At 61.4% G+C, this 17358-nt stretch carries 19 protein-coding genes and 3 tRNA genes; 16 read left to right on the forward strand and 6 right to left on the reverse strand.

From position 1 onward, the window contains the following. Positions 1–10 precede the first annotated feature (10 nt). Positions 11–1021 carry an AAA family ATPase gene (locus BO74_RS01760; protein ID WP_496439572.1) on the forward strand — a complete coding sequence of 337 codons (1011 nt, stop codon included), beginning with the start codon at positions 11–13 and terminating at the stop codon, positions 1019–1021. 22 nt (positions 1022–1043) lie between these two features. On the opposite strand, the gene BO74_RS01765 is transcribed toward BO74_RS01760, so the two are convergent. Both BO74_RS01765 and BO74_RS01770 read right to left on the reverse strand, forming a co-directional pair. After that, positions 1044–1487: a universal stress protein gene (locus BO74_RS01765; RefSeq protein WP_496439573.1), complete on the reverse strand. Its 444-nt coding sequence runs from the start codon at positions 1485–1487 to the stop codon at positions 1044–1046. A gap of 107 nt (positions 1488–1594) precedes the next feature. Then, complete coding sequence (locus BO74_RS01770; RefSeq protein WP_496439574.1) at positions 1595–2047, reverse strand: universal stress protein; 453 nt, start codon at positions 2045–2047, stop codon at positions 1595–1597. Between the two features lie 151 nt (positions 2048–2198). Between BO74_RS01770 and BO74_RS01775 the strand changes: the two genes are divergently transcribed. From BO74_RS01775 to hemN, 5 genes are all read left to right on the forward strand, one after another. After that, complete coding sequence (locus tag BO74_RS01775; RefSeq protein ID WP_496439575.1) at positions 2199–2642, forward strand: hemerythrin domain-containing protein; 444 nt, start codon at positions 2199–2201, stop codon at positions 2640–2642. Between the two features lie 5 nt (positions 2643–2647). Beyond that, positions 2648–2893: a DUF2249 domain-containing protein gene (locus BO74_RS01780; RefSeq protein WP_496439576.1), complete on the forward strand. Its 246-nt coding sequence runs from the start codon at positions 2648–2650 to the stop codon at positions 2891–2893. Positions 2894–2900: 7 nt separating this feature from the next. Then, positions 2901–4199, forward strand: a complete 1299-nt coding sequence (locus tag BO74_RS01785; RefSeq protein ID WP_496439577.1) for a hypothetical protein — start codon at positions 2901–2903, stop codon at positions 4197–4199. Beyond that, positions 4196–4582 (forward strand): SirB2 family protein, encoded by a 387-nt coding sequence (locus BO74_RS01790; RefSeq protein WP_496439579.1) that lies wholly within the window; start codon positions 4196–4198, stop codon positions 4580–4582. Before BO74_RS01785 ends, BO74_RS01790 begins: the two co-directional genes overlap by 4 nt. Before the next feature lie 115 nt (positions 4583–4697). Further along, positions 4698–6098: an oxygen-independent coproporphyrinogen III oxidase gene (hemN, locus tag BO74_RS01795; RefSeq protein WP_496439580.1), complete on the forward strand. Its 1401-nt coding sequence runs from the start codon at positions 4698–4700 to the stop codon at positions 6096–6098. Between the two features lies 1 nt (position 6099). Here hemN and BO74_RS01800 read toward each other — a convergent pair whose 3' ends face one another. Then, positions 6100–7371, reverse strand: a complete 1272-nt coding sequence (locus tag BO74_RS01800; RefSeq protein WP_496439581.1) for a diguanylate cyclase domain-containing protein — start codon at positions 7369–7371, stop codon at positions 6100–6102. A gap of 131 nt (positions 7372–7502) precedes the next feature. Between BO74_RS01800 and BO74_RS01805 the strand changes: the two genes are divergently transcribed. The 3 genes from BO74_RS01805 to BO74_RS01815 are packed head-to-tail and all read left to right on the forward strand — an operon-like array spanning position 7503 to position 10843. Continuing rightward, complete coding sequence (locus BO74_RS01805) at positions 7503–8174, forward strand: sulfite exporter TauE/SafE family protein (protein WP_496439582.1); 672 nt, start codon at positions 7503–7505, stop codon at positions 8172–8174. 13 nt (positions 8175–8187) lie between these two features. Then, entirely contained in the window at positions 8188–10590 is a 2403-nt protein-coding gene (locus BO74_RS01810) for a heavy metal translocating P-type ATPase (RefSeq protein ID WP_496439584.1), read from the forward strand. 16 nt (positions 10591–10606) lie between these two features. Then, entirely contained in the window at positions 10607–10843 is a 237-nt protein-coding gene (locus tag BO74_RS01815; RefSeq protein ID WP_496439586.1) for a heavy-metal-associated domain-containing protein, read from the forward strand. A 63-nt stretch (positions 10844–10906) separates the two neighbouring features. Here the strand turns inward: BO74_RS01815 and efp are convergent, their stop codons facing one another. Further along, positions 10907–11464, reverse strand: a complete 558-nt coding sequence (efp, locus tag BO74_RS01820) for an elongation factor P (RefSeq protein ID WP_496439588.1) — start codon at positions 11462–11464, stop codon at positions 10907–10909. 46 nt (positions 11465–11510) lie between these two features. Then, positions 11511–12752, reverse strand: a complete 1242-nt coding sequence (gene earP / locus BO74_RS01825; RefSeq protein WP_496439589.1) for an elongation factor P maturation arginine rhamnosyltransferase EarP — start codon at positions 12750–12752, stop codon at positions 11511–11513. A gap of 55 nt (positions 12753–12807) precedes the next feature. Between earP and uvrC the strand changes: the two genes are divergently transcribed. The 7 genes from uvrC (at position 12808) to BO74_RS01860 (ending at position 17004) form a co-directional block, all read left to right on the forward strand. Continuing rightward, positions 12808–14625 carry an excinuclease ABC subunit UvrC gene (gene uvrC / locus BO74_RS01830; RefSeq protein WP_496439753.1) on the forward strand — a complete coding sequence of 606 codons (1818 nt, stop codon included), beginning with the start codon at positions 12808–12810 and terminating at the stop codon, positions 14623–14625. After that, a complete protein-coding gene (pgsA, locus tag BO74_RS01835; protein ID WP_496439590.1) occupies positions 14625–15245 on the forward strand; it encodes a CDP-diacylglycerol--glycerol-3-phosphate 3-phosphatidyltransferase in 621 nt (206 codons plus the stop codon). Before uvrC ends, pgsA begins: the two co-directional genes overlap by 1 nt. A gap of 43 nt (positions 15246–15288) precedes the next feature. Then, positions 15289–15354: transfer RNA gene (locus BO74_RS01840), tRNA-Gly, on the forward strand. 65 nt (positions 15355–15419) lie between these two features. Next, positions 15420–15493 (forward strand) — tRNA-Cys (locus tag BO74_RS01845). 8 nt (positions 15494–15501) lie between these two features. Continuing rightward, positions 15502–15577 (forward strand) — tRNA-Gly (locus BO74_RS01850). A 256-nt stretch (positions 15578–15833) separates the two neighbouring features. After that, the gene (locus tag BO74_RS01855; RefSeq protein WP_496439591.1) at positions 15834–16349 is read left to right on the forward strand and encodes an arsenate reductase ArsC; all 516 of its coding nucleotides are present in this window, start codon (positions 15834–15836) and stop codon (positions 16347–16349) included. Between the two features lie 133 nt (positions 16350–16482). Continuing rightward, the gene (locus tag BO74_RS01860; RefSeq protein ID WP_496439593.1) at positions 16483–17004 is read left to right on the forward strand and encodes a hypothetical protein; all 522 of its coding nucleotides are present in this window, start codon (positions 16483–16485) and stop codon (positions 17002–17004) included. Positions 17005–17045: 41 nt separating this feature from the next. On the opposite strand, the gene BO74_RS01865 is transcribed toward BO74_RS01860, so the two are convergent. Beyond that, positions 17046–17297, reverse strand: a complete 252-nt coding sequence (locus tag BO74_RS01865; protein ID WP_496439595.1) for a hypothetical protein — start codon at positions 17295–17297, stop codon at positions 17046–17048. Between the last annotated feature and the right edge of the window lie 61 nt (positions 17298–17358).

Here is a 17358-nt window from a genome sequence, read left to right on the forward strand (position 1 = left end):
GAGATGCATCGTGTTACCCAGGGAAATGACGCCGCGGGCGATTGTCAGCCACCTCGATCAGTTCGTGATCGGTCAGGATGAAGCGAAGCGAACCCTTGCAGTTGCAGTCTATGCCCACTATCGGAAGATCACGGCGCTGAAGTCAGCGTCAGGCTCCATCGCCAAAAGCAACGTCCTGCTGATCGGCCCCTCCGGAACCGGCAAGACGCTGACCTGCGAAACGCTTGCCGGCCTGCTCTCCGTGCCGTTCGTGACGGCCGATGCCACCTCCCTGGCGCAAACCAAGTATGTCAACGAGGAAATCGAAGCGATATTGCAGCGTCTGGTCGACAAGGCGGGGGGAGACACGCAAAAAGCGGCACTCGGCATCGTCTTCATCGACGAAATCGACAAGCTCAAGTCATCCGGTGGCGAAAGCCGCGTCACTTCCGGCGAGAGCGTTCAGCATGCCTTGCTGAAGATCATGGAGGGGGCGCCGGTCAAGCTCGGCAGCGAAAAGTACCTCGATACCACCCATATCCTGTTCATCTGCGGCGGCGCGTTTGTCGGACTGGAAAAAATCATGTCGCGGACACACGGCTTTGGCTTCATTGCCACGTCTGATGGTGACAACAAGCGGATTCTCGAGCGACTCAACAACCGGGTGAAACCGACGGATCTTTTCGAGTTCGGATTGATCCCGGAATTCACCGGTCGACTGCCGATCGTGGCGCGCTTTGGCGAACTGAGCAAGGATCTGCTGGTGCGCATCATGAGCGAACCCAAGAATTCAATCGTCAGGCAGTTTCAGGAAGTCTTTCGCGCGGAAGGCGTCGAACTGACCCTCGCCCCCCGCGTCTTCGAGCAGATCGCCGAACTGGCCATCGAATACAAAACCGGAGCGCGCAGCCTGCGCGGCATCTTCGAGGAGTTGATGACCCCCATCCTCTATCTCGTTCCCGATACCCCTGAGATCAGCACAGTGGAGATACGATCGCTCTTTGAAGACCCCCGCTTTTTCAGGCGGGGTTCTTCAGCCTGAGGCGCGCTATTACGCCCTCGGTCTAGCGAAAAACGAGTACCGGAATCTTCGAGTGCGTCAGTACCTTGGTAGTCTCGCTCCCCAGCAATAGGCCAGCGATGCCGCGCCGGCCGTGCGAGGCCATGAAGATCAGGTCGCAACCGTGTGCGTTGGCCGCATCGATGATGGCCTGGTAGGGGCTGTCACTCAAAGCGCTCGCGGTCGTGCAGGGAACACCCGCGTCGCGGCACAACCCTTCGGCAAAGGCCAGGATCTTCTGCGCTTGCTCTTCCGCAGCTTTTTCGTACTGCTGCTGCAGCACCTTGTCGATCTGGATGCCTTCGACGTATTGCGGCATCGGCGCCTCGGGCTTGGCGTAAAAGGCAGTGATTTTCGCGCCGGCTTCCTTGGCAAACTCTACCGCCTTACGCAAGGCTTCCTGGGAAAGCGGTGATCCATCCGTTGGAAGCAGAATGCTCTTGAACATGGCGACTCCTTGATTTTCTGATTGCGTAACCGAACGACTACCTGACCGGTGCGTCTGGCTGGCGCGCCGGCGGTGAATCGTTCCCCCTTTTGCTCCTTCCGCTTCCGTTAGCCCGGCGTGCGATAGACGAGTACCGGAATCGTCGAGTGTGTCAGTACCTTCTGGGTTTCGCTTCCCAGCAACAGGCTGGCCAGTCCACGGCGTCCGTGCGACGCCATGAAGATCAGGTCGCATTCACTTTGCGTTGCGGCAGCGATGATCGCCTCGTAAGGAATGTCGCTGGTCGTCGAAAGCTTGTTGCATGGCACTCCCGCTTCCTTGCACAGTCCTTCCACGAAAGCGAGGATTTCCTGCGCCTGGCTTTCGGCCAGCTCGGCGAATTTTTCCGGGGAGGTGGTGTCGATCAACACGCCTTCGCCGTAATAAGTGACCGGAAACTCCGGCTTGGCGTAGAAGGCCGTGATTTGGGCGCCGGCTTCCTTGGCGAATGAAACCGCCCGACGTACCGTGTCCTGAGAGAATTCGGATCCATCGGTGGGGACGAGAATATGCTTGAACATGACGACTCCTATTCGTTGTTATAACTACGCTTTCACTATAGTTGCCGGAAATCGGAAAAAAAAGCTGGCGTGCAACCGTCTTTTGATGTCCGTCAAAGCGCCGGCGTAATCAAGCCTGGAAAATGCCAACGTGACTTTTCTGGAGCAGACCATGGATACCATCCGTGAGTTGTTGGGCAATCATCATCGCGAGTGCGATGAATCCTTTGCGGCCATCGAGCAAGCGATCAGTGCCGGTGACTGGGCGAACGCGTCAGCGCGCTTCGCGCTGTTCGAAAAGGCGATGCAGCAGCATTTCGACGTCGAAGAGACGATCCTTTTTCCGGCGTTTGAAGCGCGCACGGGCATGACCATGGGACCGACCGCCGTCATGCGCAGCGAGCATGCGCAGATCCGCGAGTTGATGAGCGCCGCCGCCGAAGCGATCGCGGCGCACGATGCCGAGGAGTACGACGGCTACGCCGAGACCATGCACATCATGACCCAGCAACACAACATGAAGGAGGAGAACGTCCTCTATCCGATGTGCGACCAGCATCTTTCCTCCGAGGCGTCAGCGCTCATCAGGCAGATGCGCGACGGAATTTCGGGCTAACCGACATGAGTGCAGCGAAGGCCGACCGGATCGTCGACGGGCGCGAGCTCGAACCGCCCGAGCCGTTCATCCTGACGATGGAGGCGCTGGACGCGATCTCGCCGGGCCAGACGGTCATGCTTGTGCTCGGGCGAGAACCGTTTCCGCTTTACCGAGCATTGCAGCTCAACGGCTATGCCTGGGAAACCACGCACAATGATGACGGCACGGTCGAAATCCTGATCCGGCACTGTTCGCATCCTTCGGAGTGACACGCCGATGCAGGCGCTGCTTTCCTATGACCAGTCGCCGCCGATCGCGGCGCCGTTCCGCTTCTTCCTCACCGCGCCGGTCTTCGGCGTTCTGGCCGGCCTGCTGCTGATCTGGAGCGGTCCGAACGCCTTTCTCTCTCGCTGGACGCCGGAGGCGCTGGCGCTGACGCATCTGATCACTGCCGGATTCATGCTCCAGGTGATGCTGGGGGCCTTGATCCAGGTGCTTCCGGTCGTCGCCGGAGCGAACATGGCGCGCCCGCTGCTCGTCGCATCGCTGGTGCATGCCGCGATCACGCTGGGCGGCCTCGTGCTGCCGCTGGCCTTCCTGTCGTTCCAGCCCGGGATGTTCATTTTCGCCACCGTGTGTTTCGTCGGCGGCGGCGTGCTGTTCGTCGGCGCCTCGGCGTGGGCGATGCGCGGCATTCCCGCGACGGGGCCGACCATCAACGGACTGAAGATTGCCGTCGCCGGGCTTGCGGTAACCGTGTCCATCGGCGCAGCCATGTCACTGGGGCTGGCCGGCTGGTTCAGCCTGCCGCTGGTGCAACTGGCCGACATCCATCTGGTGTGGGGATTTGTTGTGTGGGGTCTCGGATTGCTTGCGGCGGTGGCGTATGTGGTGGTGCCGATGTTCCAGATCACGCCGTCCTATCCTGGCGGGTTCGCGAAGCAGTTCGTTCCTGTCGCACTCGCGCTGGTCTGCCTATGGACGGTGCTCGGCAGCATCGAATTCGCAACAAGCACGTTCGCTGTCGGACTGGCGCTGGCGGTCGCCGCGGCCGCATTTGCCAGCCTGACCCTGATGCTTCAGAAACGCAGCAAGCGCGCCCGTTTCGACACGAATCAGCATTGCTGGCGCGTGGCGATGGCCAGCATCCTCGCCGTGATTGCACTCTGGGTGGCTTCCACCGTGCTTCCCGTCGTCGCCGAATGGCCCGGCTGGCCGGTCCTGTGCGGCGTTCTGCTGATGGTCGGCGGGTTTGTCTCGGTCATCACCGGCATGCTCTACAAGATCGTGCCGTTCCTGGCCTGGCTGCATCTGCAAAACAGAGGGCAGGGCGTGCTGCTGGCCCCGAACATGAAGAAAATCATCAACGAGCAGGCGATGCAGCGTCAAATGCTCTCGCATATTGCCGCCGGGGGGCTGCTCACTCTGGCGGTCTTCTGGCCCGACTGGGCGAGCCGGCCCGCAGGTGTGGCGGTCGTCGCCTCGCAGGCCTGGTTGCTGCGCAATCTGTGGTCCGGTGTCCGGGTGTTCCGCGAGCACAGCCGCAAGATCGAGATGAAACGGGCGATGCCATGATGTATCTGATGCTGCGTGACCTGCACATCACCTGCGTCGTGTTGAGCGGAATCGGCTTCTTCCTGCGTGGCGTCTGGCGCCTGACCGATTCGCCGCTGTATCTGCGGCGCTGGGCGAAGGTGCTGCCGCACTCGATCGACACCGTGCTGTTGTCGAGCGCCGTCGCACTGGCCATTCTCAGTCAGCAATATCCGCTTGAGCAACCGTGGCTGACCGCCAAGGTGACCGGCTTGCTGGCCTATATCGGCTTTGGCATGGCGGCCTTCCGTTTCAGCCGCGACAAGCGGACGCTGGCGTGTTTCTTCGTTCTGGCGCTTTGCGCCTACGGGTACATTGTGTCGGTGGCCCTCACGCGGCATCCTGCGGCCTGGCTCGCTGCGTAACGCCCGTCGGCGCTGTGCTACAGTGTCGCGCCGGTTGAGTGGCGCAGAGCAACGAACAAACGAACCTGCGCCAAGAGTCCCGGTCGAAGCGACACGATCACGGCACACACATCACATGGCGACCCTTTACGACCAGATTGTTTTCGATGAAGCGCTGATCCGCCGCTTCGACATCAACGGACCGCGCTATACCTCCTATCCGACGGCCGATCGCTTCGGTCCCGAGTTCGAGGCGGAGGCCTATCGCCGGCAACTCGAGCAGCGGCGCGAAAATCCGGAGAGTCGTCGCCCGTTTTCGCTGTACTTTCACCTGCCGTTCTGCACCACGATCTGCTACTACTGCGCCTGCAACAAGATCATCACCAAGGACCACGGGCGCTCGGCGAAGTACCTGAAGTATCTCGGCCGGGAGTTGGCGCTGCAGACGTCCTTCCTCGATCCGCAGGACAACGCCGTCGAACAGCTGCACTGGGGCGGCGGGACGCCGACCTTTCTCTCGCACGACGAGATGCGTCAGCTGATGGCGATGACGCGGCGCCATTTCCGGCTGCTCGACGGCGGCGAATACTCGATCGAGGTCGATCCCCGGAAAGTGGATCGCGCCACGGTCGATCTGCTCGCCGAACTCGGTTTCAACCGCATGAGCCTCGGCGTGCAGGACTTCGACGAGCGCGTGCAGCAGGCGGTCAACCGCATCCAGAGCGAGGAGGAAACCTTCGCCGTGATCGACGCCGCGCGCGCCAACGGCTTCAAGTCGATCAGCATCGACCTGATCTACGGGCTGCCGAGGCAGTCGGTCGCGGGTTTCGACCGGACGCTGGACCGCGTGCTGTCCGTGAGTCCCGACCGGCTGTCGATCTACAACTATGCGCACCTGCCGACGCTGTTCAAACCGCAACGGCGGATTCTCGATGCTGACCTTCCCGCGCCGGAGGCGCGCCTGGAAATACTCTCGCTGGCCATCGACAAGCTGACCGACGCCGGTTACGTGTTCATCGGCATGGACCACTTCGCCAAGCCCGACGACGAACTGGCGGTTGCCCAGCGGGCTGGCCGTCTACACCGGAATTTCCAGGGCTATTCGACGCATTCGGACTGCGACATGCTGTCGTTCGGCATCACCTCGATCGGCAAGGTCGGCGCCAGCTACAGCCAGAACGTGAAGACGCTGGACGAGTACTACGACCGACTCGACAACGGGATCCTGCCGGTGTTTCGCGGTATCACGCTGACAGCGGACGACGAACTGCGACGGGCGATCATCCAGTCGATGATGTGCCACTTCGAACTGCCGTTCGAGAAATTCGAAGCGGCGTGCGGCAACGCGTTTGCGACGTATTTCGCCGCGGAACTGGCCGATCTGGCCGAGATGGAAGCGGCGGGCCTGCTGCGTGTCGAGCCGGGCCGCATTGTCGTGCTGCCGCCGGGGCGCATGCTGGTGCGCGCCATTTCGATGGTTTTCGACGCGCGTCTGCGCGCCAACCGGACACAGAATCGCTACTCGAAGGTGATCTGAACTACCGGCCTTCCGCCGAGACCACGCAATTCCGCCCGGCCCGCTTGGCTTCGTACATCGCCATGTCGGCGCGGCTGAAGGCCGTTTCGTAGCTGTCTTCCGGCCGCAGCAGGGCGACGCCGAAGCTGGCCGTGACGTGCAAGCCGGACGGCTCGAGATCTTCGACGCTTGCGCGCAGTTTCTCCGCCAGACTCGTGCCGGCGAATTCATCGGCGTCCGGCAGCACGACCATGAACTCCTCGCCGCCCATGCGGGCAACGACGCCTTGCTCGCCGACGCTGTCGAGAAGTGCCGTGGCGACGGCTACCAGTACGGAATCACCGATGGCGTGTCCGTGCGTATCGTTGATTCGCTTGAAATGGTCGATGTCGAGAACGATCAGGCTCAACGCCCGGCGCGATGCTTTTGCTTCGTGGATAAGGGTTTGCGCCCGCTCGGTGATGAAATGACGGTTATAAACCGAGGTCAGGCGGTCGCGCATGGCCATCTCGTAGAGCGCCTTGTGCTGTTCTTCCAGATAATCGAGCGCCTGGCGTAGTTGCACGAGGTTGCCCACGCGAACGCGGAATTCCTCGGGGACGACCGGTTTCGGCACGAAATCGTTGGCGCCTGAACGGAGCATTTCGATACGCCGGGCCGCATCGTCAAAGCTGGAGATCGCCAGGATCGGCACTTTTCCGGCGCGCCCGGGCAAGGCGCGGATCTGGCGGATGACGTTCAAGCCGGTCATCGTGCCTTCGAGCATGTAGTCGACCAGCACGATGTCGAAACTGCGCCGGGACGCTTGTGCAAGCGCGTCTTCGCCGCTTGCCGAGCGGGAAATGCTCAAGCCCAGATCCTGCAATAGCCGTTCAAGGTGAGCCGCCTGGGAGACGCTGTCTTCGATCAGCAGAGCCGTTCCCCCAAGTTTTGCCGTGGTTTTGCTGGCCCAGCGGTTGACATAGTCTTCGAAGACGGCCGGTTCGTTCTTGGAGAAGCACTCCGTAATGCCGAGGTTGAGCGCTGCCGTGCTTATCGCTTCCTGAGAACTGGTCAGCATGACCGAAGGATGTCTCCCGATCAGACCGCGTGCTTTCGCCTGCGAGTAGAAATCGAGTCCGGTCATGTCGCTCAACTGCATCGAAAAACACAGGAAATCGACCGGACCGATTTCAAGTTGCGCCAGCGCTTCTTTCGCCGTTTCCACGCCAACGGAGTGGATGTTGTTCTTCGAAAACAACGATGTGAAGACGTTCCGGATCATGCGTGAGGGCTCGACGATCAGTGCTTTCATTGGTGTCATCCCGGATGAATTCGTTGGCCATTATGCGTTATGGAAACAGTGGCGGCTAGTTTGGGCGCAGCAATGAGAAGCAATGGCGCTTCAGTCGGGTAAACTCTGCGATTTATCCGGTGTGTGACGCAATGCCCGAGAACTCGTTTATCGCCCTGTTCCTCGTCGGCCTGTTGGGCGGGACGCATTGCATCGGCATGTGCGGCGGCATCGTCAGCGCCTTGTCGCTGGGCAGCGGGCGCCGTCCCGCGTTGCATCTTGCGTACAACGCCGGGCGAATCCTCAGTTATGCCTGCGCAGGCGGCATCGCCGGCGCCATAGGCGAGGCCGGTGTCGCGCTCTCGGGATCGCTTCCCCTGCGCATCGTGCTGTTCGCCTTGGCCAACCTCATGTTGATCGCGCTCGGCTTCTATCTGATGGGTGCGACGCGGACGCTGGCCTTCACCGAGCGGTTCGGGAACCCGCTGTGGCGGCGCATCCAGCCGTTTACCCGGCGTTTCCTGCCGGCGCGAACGATGTTGCAAGCCTTTCCGCTTGGCCTGCTCTGGGGCTGGCTGCCGTGCGGTCTGGTATATAGCGCGCTCGTCACGGCGCTGACCAGCGGCTCGGCCTGGCGCGGCGCGGCGCTGATGCTGGCCTTTGGCGCCGGAACGCTGCCCACCTTGCTGCTCGCCGGATTGCTCGCGACCCGGCTGAACGAAGTGCTCTCTCGTCCTGTCGTACGTGCAGTGGCTGGTCTGGTCGTGCTCTCCTTCGGTCTCTGGGGAATCTACGGCGTCGTGCGTACTGTTCTCCCTCATTGATATCCTCCTCTCCATGCAAACCCCTGATTCTTCCCTTCGGCTTGATCTTCCTGTCAGCGGCATGACCTGCGCGGCATGTGCCGCACGCATCGAAAAAGTGCTCAACCGCCTCCCCGGCGTCACTGCCAGCGTCAATCTGGCCTCCGAACGCGCCAGCGTCGATCTGGCGTCTTCCGAGACGACGCCGCAGCAGGTCGTCGCCACGATCGAGAAGGCAGGCTTCAGCGTGCCGCAGCAATCGCTCGAACTCGGCATCGAAGGCATGACCTGCGCGGCTTGCGCCACCCGTCTTGAGAAAGTGCTGAACCGAATCGACGGAGTCGAAGCCGCAGTCAACCTCGCCTCCGAGCGGGCGCGTGTCCGTTTTCAGCCCGGCGTCGTGACGACCGGACAGCTGCTGGAAGCCATTGCCAAAGCCGGATTCTCAGGTCGTCTTTCCGACGACAACTCGCGCGAGGAGGAAAAGACACGCAAGCTGGCGGCTTACCGCAGTGAATTGCAGCGCTTCTGGATTGCCGCCGCGCTGACCCTGCCTCTCGTCGCGCAAATGGTCACGATGTTCAACGCCGAGGCGCTGGCAGGACAGCACCACGACCTCCTGCCACGCTGGCTGCAGTTGATCCTGGCGACCCCGGTGCAGTTCTGGATCGGCTGGCGTTTTTACGACGGCGGCTGGAAGGCGCTGCGCGGCGGCGGCGCGAACATGGACGTGCTGGTCGCCCTCGGCACCAGTGCCGCCTATCTGTTCAGTCTGGTGGTGACACTCGGCGGACTGCACGACCTGCCGGTGTATTTCGAGGCCTCGGCAGCGGTAATCACGCTGGTGCTGCTCGGCAAGCTCCTCGAAGCCCGCGCCAAGGCACGCACCACGGCGGCGATCGAGGCGCTGGTGCGGCTGCAGCCGAAAACCGCGCGGGTCGAGCGCGACGGCCAACTGGTGGAAATCGACGCGGCGCTGCTGATGCCGGGCGACGTGTTCATCGTCCGCCCCGGCGAAAGCGTGCCGGTGGATGGCGAAGTGCTCGATGGTGCGTCGAACGTCAACGAGGCGATGCTGACCGGCGAAAGCATGCCGGTGGCCAAGCATCCGGGCGACAAGGTCTTTGCTGCGACGGCCAACAGTGAAGGGATGCTGCGCTGCAAGGCCACCGGCGTCGGCGAGCATACGTTGCTTGCCGGGATCATCCGGCTGGTTGCCGAGGCACAGGGGTCGAAGGCGCCGGTACAGCGTCTGGCGGACAGGATTTCGGCCGTGTTCGTGCCGGTCGTGTGTGTTATTGCCTTGGCCACGTTCGCCGGATGGTGGCTTTACGGCGGCGCGTTCAACGAGGCGCTGATCAACGCCGTGGCCGTGCTGGTGATTGCCTGCCCGTGTGCGCTCGGGTTGGCGACGCCCACGGCGATCATGGTCGGCACAGGGCAGGGCGCACGCGCCGGCATCCTGGTGAAGAATGCCGAGGCGCTCGAACGTGCCGAGAAGACGCGCATCCTGGCCGTGGACAAGACCGGCACGCTGACACGCGGCGAACCCGAAGTGACCGACATCGTTCCGCTCGGGGCCACGCAAGAGGAAGGCCTCAGGCTCGCCGCCGCGCTCGAGCAGGGGTCGGAACACCCGCTGGCGCGTGCCGTTCTGAAGCGAGCGCAATTGGCAGGGCTTAGCTTGCCGCTCGTCAGTGGCTTCAAGGCGACGCCGGGGGCCGGGGTCGAGGCGATGGTCGAGGGTCGGTCGCTGCGGCTCGGCGCACCGGACTGGTTCCCGGAAAGTCCGTTGCCGCAGGCGCAACTGGCGGCCTTGCAAGGCGAGGGCAAGACCGTCGTCGTGCTGGCCGAAGGCGCAATACCACTGGCGCTGCTGGCGATTGCCGATCCGTTGCGCGAGACCTCGCCGGATGCCGTGGCCCGGTTGCAGGCGCTTGGCGTGAGGGTCGTCATGCTCACCGGCGACAATCCGGTAACGGCGGCGGCGATCGCCCGACGCGCCGGCATCACGGATTTCCGCGCCAGCATCTCGCCAGCCGGCAAGGCCGACGCGGTCAATGCGCTGAAGACGGATAGCGCCGTCGTCGCGATGGTCGGCGACGGCATCAACGATGCGCCGGCGCTGGCCGCTGCCGACGTCAGCTTCGCCATGGGCGCTGGCTCCGATGCCGCCATCGAGGTGGCCGACATCACGCTGGTGCGCGGCGACCTGCACGGCGTGGCCGACGCGATCCGCCTGTCGCGGGCGACGCTGGGTAAAATCCGCCAGAACCTGTTCTGGGCATTCATCTACAATCTGCTCGGCATCCCGCTGGCGGCGTTCGGCCTGCTGAACCCCGTCGTGGCCGGCGCGGCAATGGCGATGAGTTCGGTGTCGGTTGTGTCGAATTCGCTGCTGCTCAAGCGCTGGAAAGCGCAATCAACCGTTCAATGATCTTTGGAGAAGGAATATGAAGCGTTTAGTGGTCGGTGTCGCCGGCATGAGTTGCCAGGGCTGTGTAAACAACGTGACGAGCGTCTTGCAGGCACTGCCCGGCGTGTCCGAAGTAAAAGTGTCGCTGGAGGATGCCAAGGCGGAGATCGCCTACGATCCGGAGGTCGCCAAGCCGACGCAGTTCAAGGCAGCGATCGAGGATGCCGGTTTCGACGTGGTGTGCGACGGCGACTGTTCCGCCGCCTGTTCCTGACCCCTGAAAAGCAGAAAGGCAGCCGAGGCTGCCTTTCCTTTGTGCTGCTGCGCCCTGTCAGACTTATTTCACGCGGGCGCGATATTCGTCGGTACGGGTATCAATTTCGATCTTGTCGCCGATTTCAACGAAGGCCGGAACCGGCAGTTCAAAGCCGGTGGTGATGCGCGCCGGCTTCATGACCTTGCCGGAGGTGTCGCCCTTGACGGCCGGTTCGGTGTAAACGACTTCGCGAACGAGCATGGTCGGCAGTTCGACCGAGATTGCCTTGCCGTCGTAGAACACGACTTCGCAGGGCATGGCGTCCTGGAGGTACTTCAGGGCGTCTTCCATGTACTCGGCTTCAATCTCGTACTGGTTGTAGTCGGTATCCATGAAGACGTACATCGGATCGGCGAAGTACGAGTAGGTGACTTCCTTGCGATCGAGCTGGACGGTTTCGAACTTGTCGTCGGCGCGATAGACGGTTTCCGTCCCGGTGCCGGTGAGCAGGTTCTTCATCTTCATCTTGACGACCGACGCGTTGCGGCCGGACTTGCTGAATTCAGCCTTGAGGACAACCATCGGATCGTTGCCGACCATGAATACGTTGCCGGCGCGGAGTTCTTGAGCAGTTTTCATAGGAGAGAGGGGTTCCGGTTGTGGCGGTAAAAATTTTAGCCGCGCATTATAGCCTGGATCGGAAAAATTGCACTAGTTTCGAACACAAATCCTGCTGTTTTATCAGTTCTTTTTGCCATTCCAGGGCGTGCCGCTGCAACTCGGCCAAGTGACCCAGGCAGGTCTCCCAAAGGGCTGCGGTCATCGTTCCGCTCCCGTTCCAGGCCTGGAAAAACTGGTGCAGAGGAATTGTTGCGGTTTCCGGCAGGCCGGCGCAGTAACGATCGAGAAAGGCATCGAGCTTGACGTGGTGCGTGTCTTCGTCCTGCGGGTAGATGTGCCAGATCATTGGTTTGGCGGCCCATTGCGCGCGCACGAAGGAGTCCTCGCCGCGGACGAAGTTGAGGTCGCAAGCCCAGAGCAATTGGTCGTAATCGGTTTGCGGAACGAACGGGATGATGTGCAGAGTCAAATGCCCCTTGCAAACGGTGTCGCCCACACTCACGCTTCGTCCGGAAAAACGCTCAAGATCACCGTGGTTCCGGGTTGGCGAGGCGAGGCAGGTGATTGGCCGTGATCCCGTTGCCCAGGCTTCCAGAAGCGGCAGCAGCGCCGGATTCTCGTAGCTGAACAGCGAAATGTAGAGCACCCCGTCGTTAGGAGGGGTCTGATTCATTGAAGATTCGTCATTCCGGCGAAGGCCGGAATCCAGAAAATTCAACGCGCTGGACCTCGGCCTTCGCCGGGGTGACGAGTATTTCAGTGTTTCCTGAAGAAAACGGCTTTTCGCTGCGGGATCGTTGATGAATTCGACGCGGCGTTGTTCAAGATCGCTTTCACGCAATAAGCCGCCGGTCTTTTCCGAAAATCCCGGGAAGAAGAAATACTTGGTCAGCGGCAGGCGCGGATGCGGTGACGGCAGGGCATGGCAGCCTTCGACCCAGGCTTCGGCCGAGAGGTAGTCAAGATTGATCCACGCCGGTTTCGGCGTACGCGCGGCCATTGCTTCTTCGAAGCGCTCGGGAAGGCGGCAGGCGAAAGCCTCGATCACCTGATCATGAGGAACCACTTCCGCAAAGTCGCCGGCCCACCGCCGGATCTCAACACCGGCCACTGTTTGCGCGGCAGCGTCACTACTGATTTCCGGGCACAGCGGCTGGAAAGATGCCAGATCATCCACCCACAGGCGAACCGCGAAACCATGCTCGGATGCGAGTTGCCTTGCCAGGCGCCAGCAAACGCCGATGTCACCGAAATTGTCGATGACGTTGCAGAAGATGTCGCAGGAAAGGTGGGGGCTGGAGTCCATGGGGGGCGTGTTACCGCGTGTTACCATTGGCGCCACATCGTACCGCCTCCCGTTCATGGACGAAACCTTCGACTCCAAAGCACTCCTCGCGACGCTGACAGAACTGCCCGGGGTGTATCGGATGATCGACGCGCAGGGCAAGGTACTCTACGTCGGCAAGGCGAAAAATCTCAAGAAGCGCGTCTCCTCCTATTTTCGCGACAATCACCCGAGTCCGCGCATCGCCCTGATGGTGACGCAGATCGCCAAGGTTGAGACGACCGTCACGCGCTCCGAGGCGGAAGCGCTGCTGCTTGAAAACAACCTGATCAAGAGCCTGTCGCCGCGCTACAACATTCTCTTCCGCGACGACAAATCCTACCCGTACATCGTCCTCAGCCACGATCGTTACCCGCGACTGGCGTTTTACCGCGGCGCAACCGACCGCAATGCCGATTATTTCGGGCCGTATCCGTCATCGACGGCAGTCCGCGACAGCGTCAACCTGCTGCAGCGGATGTTCCGCCTGCGCACCTGCGAAAACTCGGTGTTCAGCAATCGCTCGCGCCCGTGTCTGCTGTATCAGATCAAGCGCTGCTCCGGCCCTTGCGTCGATTTGATCGCACCGGAGGACTACGCACACGACATCCGGATGGCGTCGATGTTCCTGCAGGGGCGCCAGCAGGAAATCATCGATCAATTGAGCGAGGCAATGGATCAGGCGGCGCAGAGCCTGGCGTTTGAACAGGCGGCGATGTACCGTGACCAGATCCAGTCACTGCGGCGCGTGCAGGACCGGCAATACGTGGAAAGCACGCGCGGCGAGGATGTTGACGTGGTCGTGGCGGTGGAAGAGGGCGGCATGCTCTGCGTCAATCTGGCCATGGTGCGCGGCGGCCGGCATCTCGGCGACAAGCCGCAGTTCCCGAGCAACGCCGGCGACAGTACCACCGCCGAGGTGCTGGTGGTCTTCCTCTGCCAGCATTACCTGACGCACCCGATTCCGGCGCGAGTGTTCGTCAATCTCGCCGGACTGGACGGCGAGGTGTCGGAAACACTGGCCGAACTGGCCGGGCGGCCGGTGCCGGTGATCGAACCCCGTCTGACGATGCACAAGGTCTGGGTCGACATGGCCGAGCAGAACGGGAAACTGGCCATCGTTGCCCGGCGCAGCCAGATCGCCCGCCAGGAAACCCGTGTCGAAGCCCTGCAGGCCCTGCTGCAGCTCGAAAGCGACGACGCACAGGAGTTTCGCGCCGAATGTTTCGACATCAGCCATACGCAGGGCGAATCGACCGTGGCCTCGTGTGTCGTGTATCAAGGCAACGGGATGCGCAAGTCCGAATACCGCCGCTTCAACATCCGCGACGTTCAGGCCGGCGACGATTACGCGGCGATGCGCCAGGCCGTGCAACGGCGCTACGAGAAAGTCAGCAGCGGCGAGAGTCTGGCCCCCTCGCTGATCCTCATCGACGGCGGCAAGGGGCAGGTCGGCGCTGCCGCGTCGGCGCTGGAGGAACTGGGGCTCTCACACCTGCCGATGCTCGGTGTCGCCAAAGGCGAAGGACGCAAGCCCGGACTGGAAACTTTGATCTTCCCGGACGGTCGCGAACCGGTACAATTGCCGGCGGAACATCCTGCATTGCACTTGATCCAGGAAATCCGCGACGAAGCCCATCGTTTCGCCATCTCGGGGCACCGGATGCAGCGTGGAAAAACCCGGAAAACCTCGCGACTCGACGACATCGACGGCATCGGCCCGAAGCGGCGCAAGGCGCTCATTGCCCGGTTCGGCGGATTACAGGGGATTGTCGGTGCAGGAATCGACCAGTTAAGCGCCGTTCCAGGCATCAGCCGGGAACTGGCAGAGAAAATCTACGCGGCTTTGCACTGATGCCAATCAACATTCCCATCCTGTTAACCTGGCTGCGAATCATCCTGATTCCGGCCCTCGTCGGCCTTTACTATCTGCCGGATACCTGGAGCGTCCCGGGTGGCCGCGACCTCGTGGCTACCGTCGTCTTCGTAGTCGCCGCGTGGACCGACTGGCTCGACGGCTATCTCGCCCGGCTCTGGAAGGAAACGTCGGCCTTCGGTGCGTTCCTCGATCCGGTGGCGGACAAGCTGATGGTCGCGGCGGCGCTGATCATCCTCGTCTATCTCGACCGCGTCGGCGCACTGATCGCAGTCGTCATCATCGGTCGGGAAATCACGATTTCAGCTTTGCGCGAATGGATGGCACAGATCGGCGCGCACAAGAGCGTGGCCGTTTCGATGATCGGGAAGGTCAAGACGGCCGCCCAGATGAGCGCCATTCCGCTGCTGTTGTACTACGAGCCGATCATGGGGTTCAACGTTCACCTTGCCGGGACCGTGCTGATCTACGTTGCCGCTGTCTTGACACTCTGGTCGATGGTTTTCTACATGCGCATGGCGTGGCCGTACCTCGTGGCACAGGATGGGAAAGTGCCGGTCGACTCGGCTGCAAGCCATAAAAATGAAGCAAAACGTTGACACGCCGCGCGCAAACTATATAATGCGCACTCGCTTTTGCGGCAGTAGCTCAGTTGGTAGAGCGCAACCTTGCCAAGGTTGAGGTCGAGAGTTCGAGACTCTTCTGTAGACAACTTTGTTCAAGAAAAGCCTGTTGGCTTTTTTTGTTTGTAGCAAGTCATCGAAAGATGATATGGCGCGATAGCAAAGCGGTTATGCACCGGATTGCAAATCCGTGTAGGTCGGTTCGACTCCGGCTCGCGCCTCCAGAAGTTTTGCGGCAGTAGCTCAGTTGGTAGAGCGCAACCTTGCCAAGGTTGAGGTCGAGAGTTCGAGACTCTTCTGCCGCTCCAGCACAAAACGGGATAAAGCATCGTGCTTTATCCCGTTTTCGTTTCTCGGTCCCCACGCCGATTTCCCGACCCCGAACCGTGCCCTCTGCCCGCCTTTCGGGCCAACCGCCGTGTCATTCAACGGTAACAATAGAACGATATAAACCGTTTATTTTTCGTCCCTGCGGGAACGATGGTAACCGCGGAAGGCAATGGTTTGTCCAAGAGGCGGCGCGGCAAAACTCCGCAACGCACTCTTTCTCCACGAAAGGCAAAAATGACCGAGCGCATTTACAACGTGTTGTTTCTCTGTACCGGCAATTCGGCCCGCAGCATTCTGGCGGAGTCCATCCTCAATTCTCCTCTGGTCGGCAAGGGGCGATTCCATGCCTACAGTGCTGGCAGCCATCCTTCCGGCAAGGTGAATCCGTTTGCTCTTGAGTTCCTGAAGCAAAACGCTTTTCCGACAGATGACCTGCGCAGCAAGAGCTGGGATGAGTTCGCCCAGCCCGGCGCGCCACAGCTCGATTTCGTCTTCACCGTTTGCGACAACGCCGCCGGGGAAACCTGCCCGGTATGGCCGGGCCAGCCGATGACTGCGCATTGGGGCATCCCCGATCCGGCTGCCGCTGAGGGGGCCGACGAGGACAAGCGCAAGGCCATGTCCCAGGCCTTCACGCTATTGAGCCGACGGATTTCGCTCTTCGCTAGCCTTTCCATCACAAAGCTCGACAACGTCGCCCTCAAGCAGGAACTCGACGGCATCGGCAAGCTATCGGAACGTGGCGAATAGCACCGACGAATTCCCCGGATCTCGTGGCGGACGATAGCGCCCCGGCGGCCACGGCCGGCGAGGGCGACACTCGCCGGGGTATACTATCGGCCCGCAAGCATTCCGCTTTCATCTTTCGATCGAAGGAAGTGCCATGGCCGCAGTTAGAAAAACGCCCGCCCGACCCACCGATTCCCCGTTTAACCTCTCCGTTCCTTTCGCCCCGAAAACCACCCGGTCGCGTGCGCCAAGCAAGCAGGCCGCCGCGAAGCCTGCCGAGGCGGTGGAGGCTACAGAAGCTGCCTCGCCCGTGACGGCGGCACCGGCGCCAGCGAAACCGGTTTCACCGATTGTTCCACCCGCTGCCGTCGAGCAGGCAAAGCCGAGACGCCGCAGGCTAGCCAAGGCATTCGATCGGCCGCTGGACAAGGTGTTGCGGAAGAAGTCCGAGGAGGTCGTGGCGACACTTTCCCAAGCCCCGAAAGCCACAGTACGCGACGGCTTCACCTTCCCGACGGCCGAGCATGACCGCCTCGTCGAACTCAAAAAGCAACTCGCGATGCAGGGCATCGATGTCAAGAAAAGCGACCTGATCCGCGTAGGCCTGATTCTGGCGCTGTCGCTTCCGCAGACGAAGCTGAAGGCTGTTCTGGCCAAGCTGCCGCCGGTGAAATAGTCCTCGGCCTGCGCATCGTCACGGTGCGCAGGCGATTTGCCTTACTGCATCACACCGCGAAGTTTTCCCTTCAGGGCCGCACACTCGCTACGCAATGACCGCAGTTCGGCATGGGTTGAGTCGAGTTCACGACGCAGAGCGGCTTCCAGCAGCGAATTTTCTTCGAGCAGGCGCTCGTTGTCTTCGTCCAGTTTTGCGCTTTCTCTGGAGGCAACGACGGAAGCCCAGCGGAAGCCGACAAGGCCGATGGCCAGCCAAGCAGCTGTGATGACGATCAGGGTTTCGTAGTTCATGAGTCAGCCCCTTCCGGTGGAGATGTTTGCGGAAAAGATAAATGCCCGCGATTACAGAAAT

This window comes from Propionivibrio pelophilus DSM 12018, assembly GCF_059569095.1.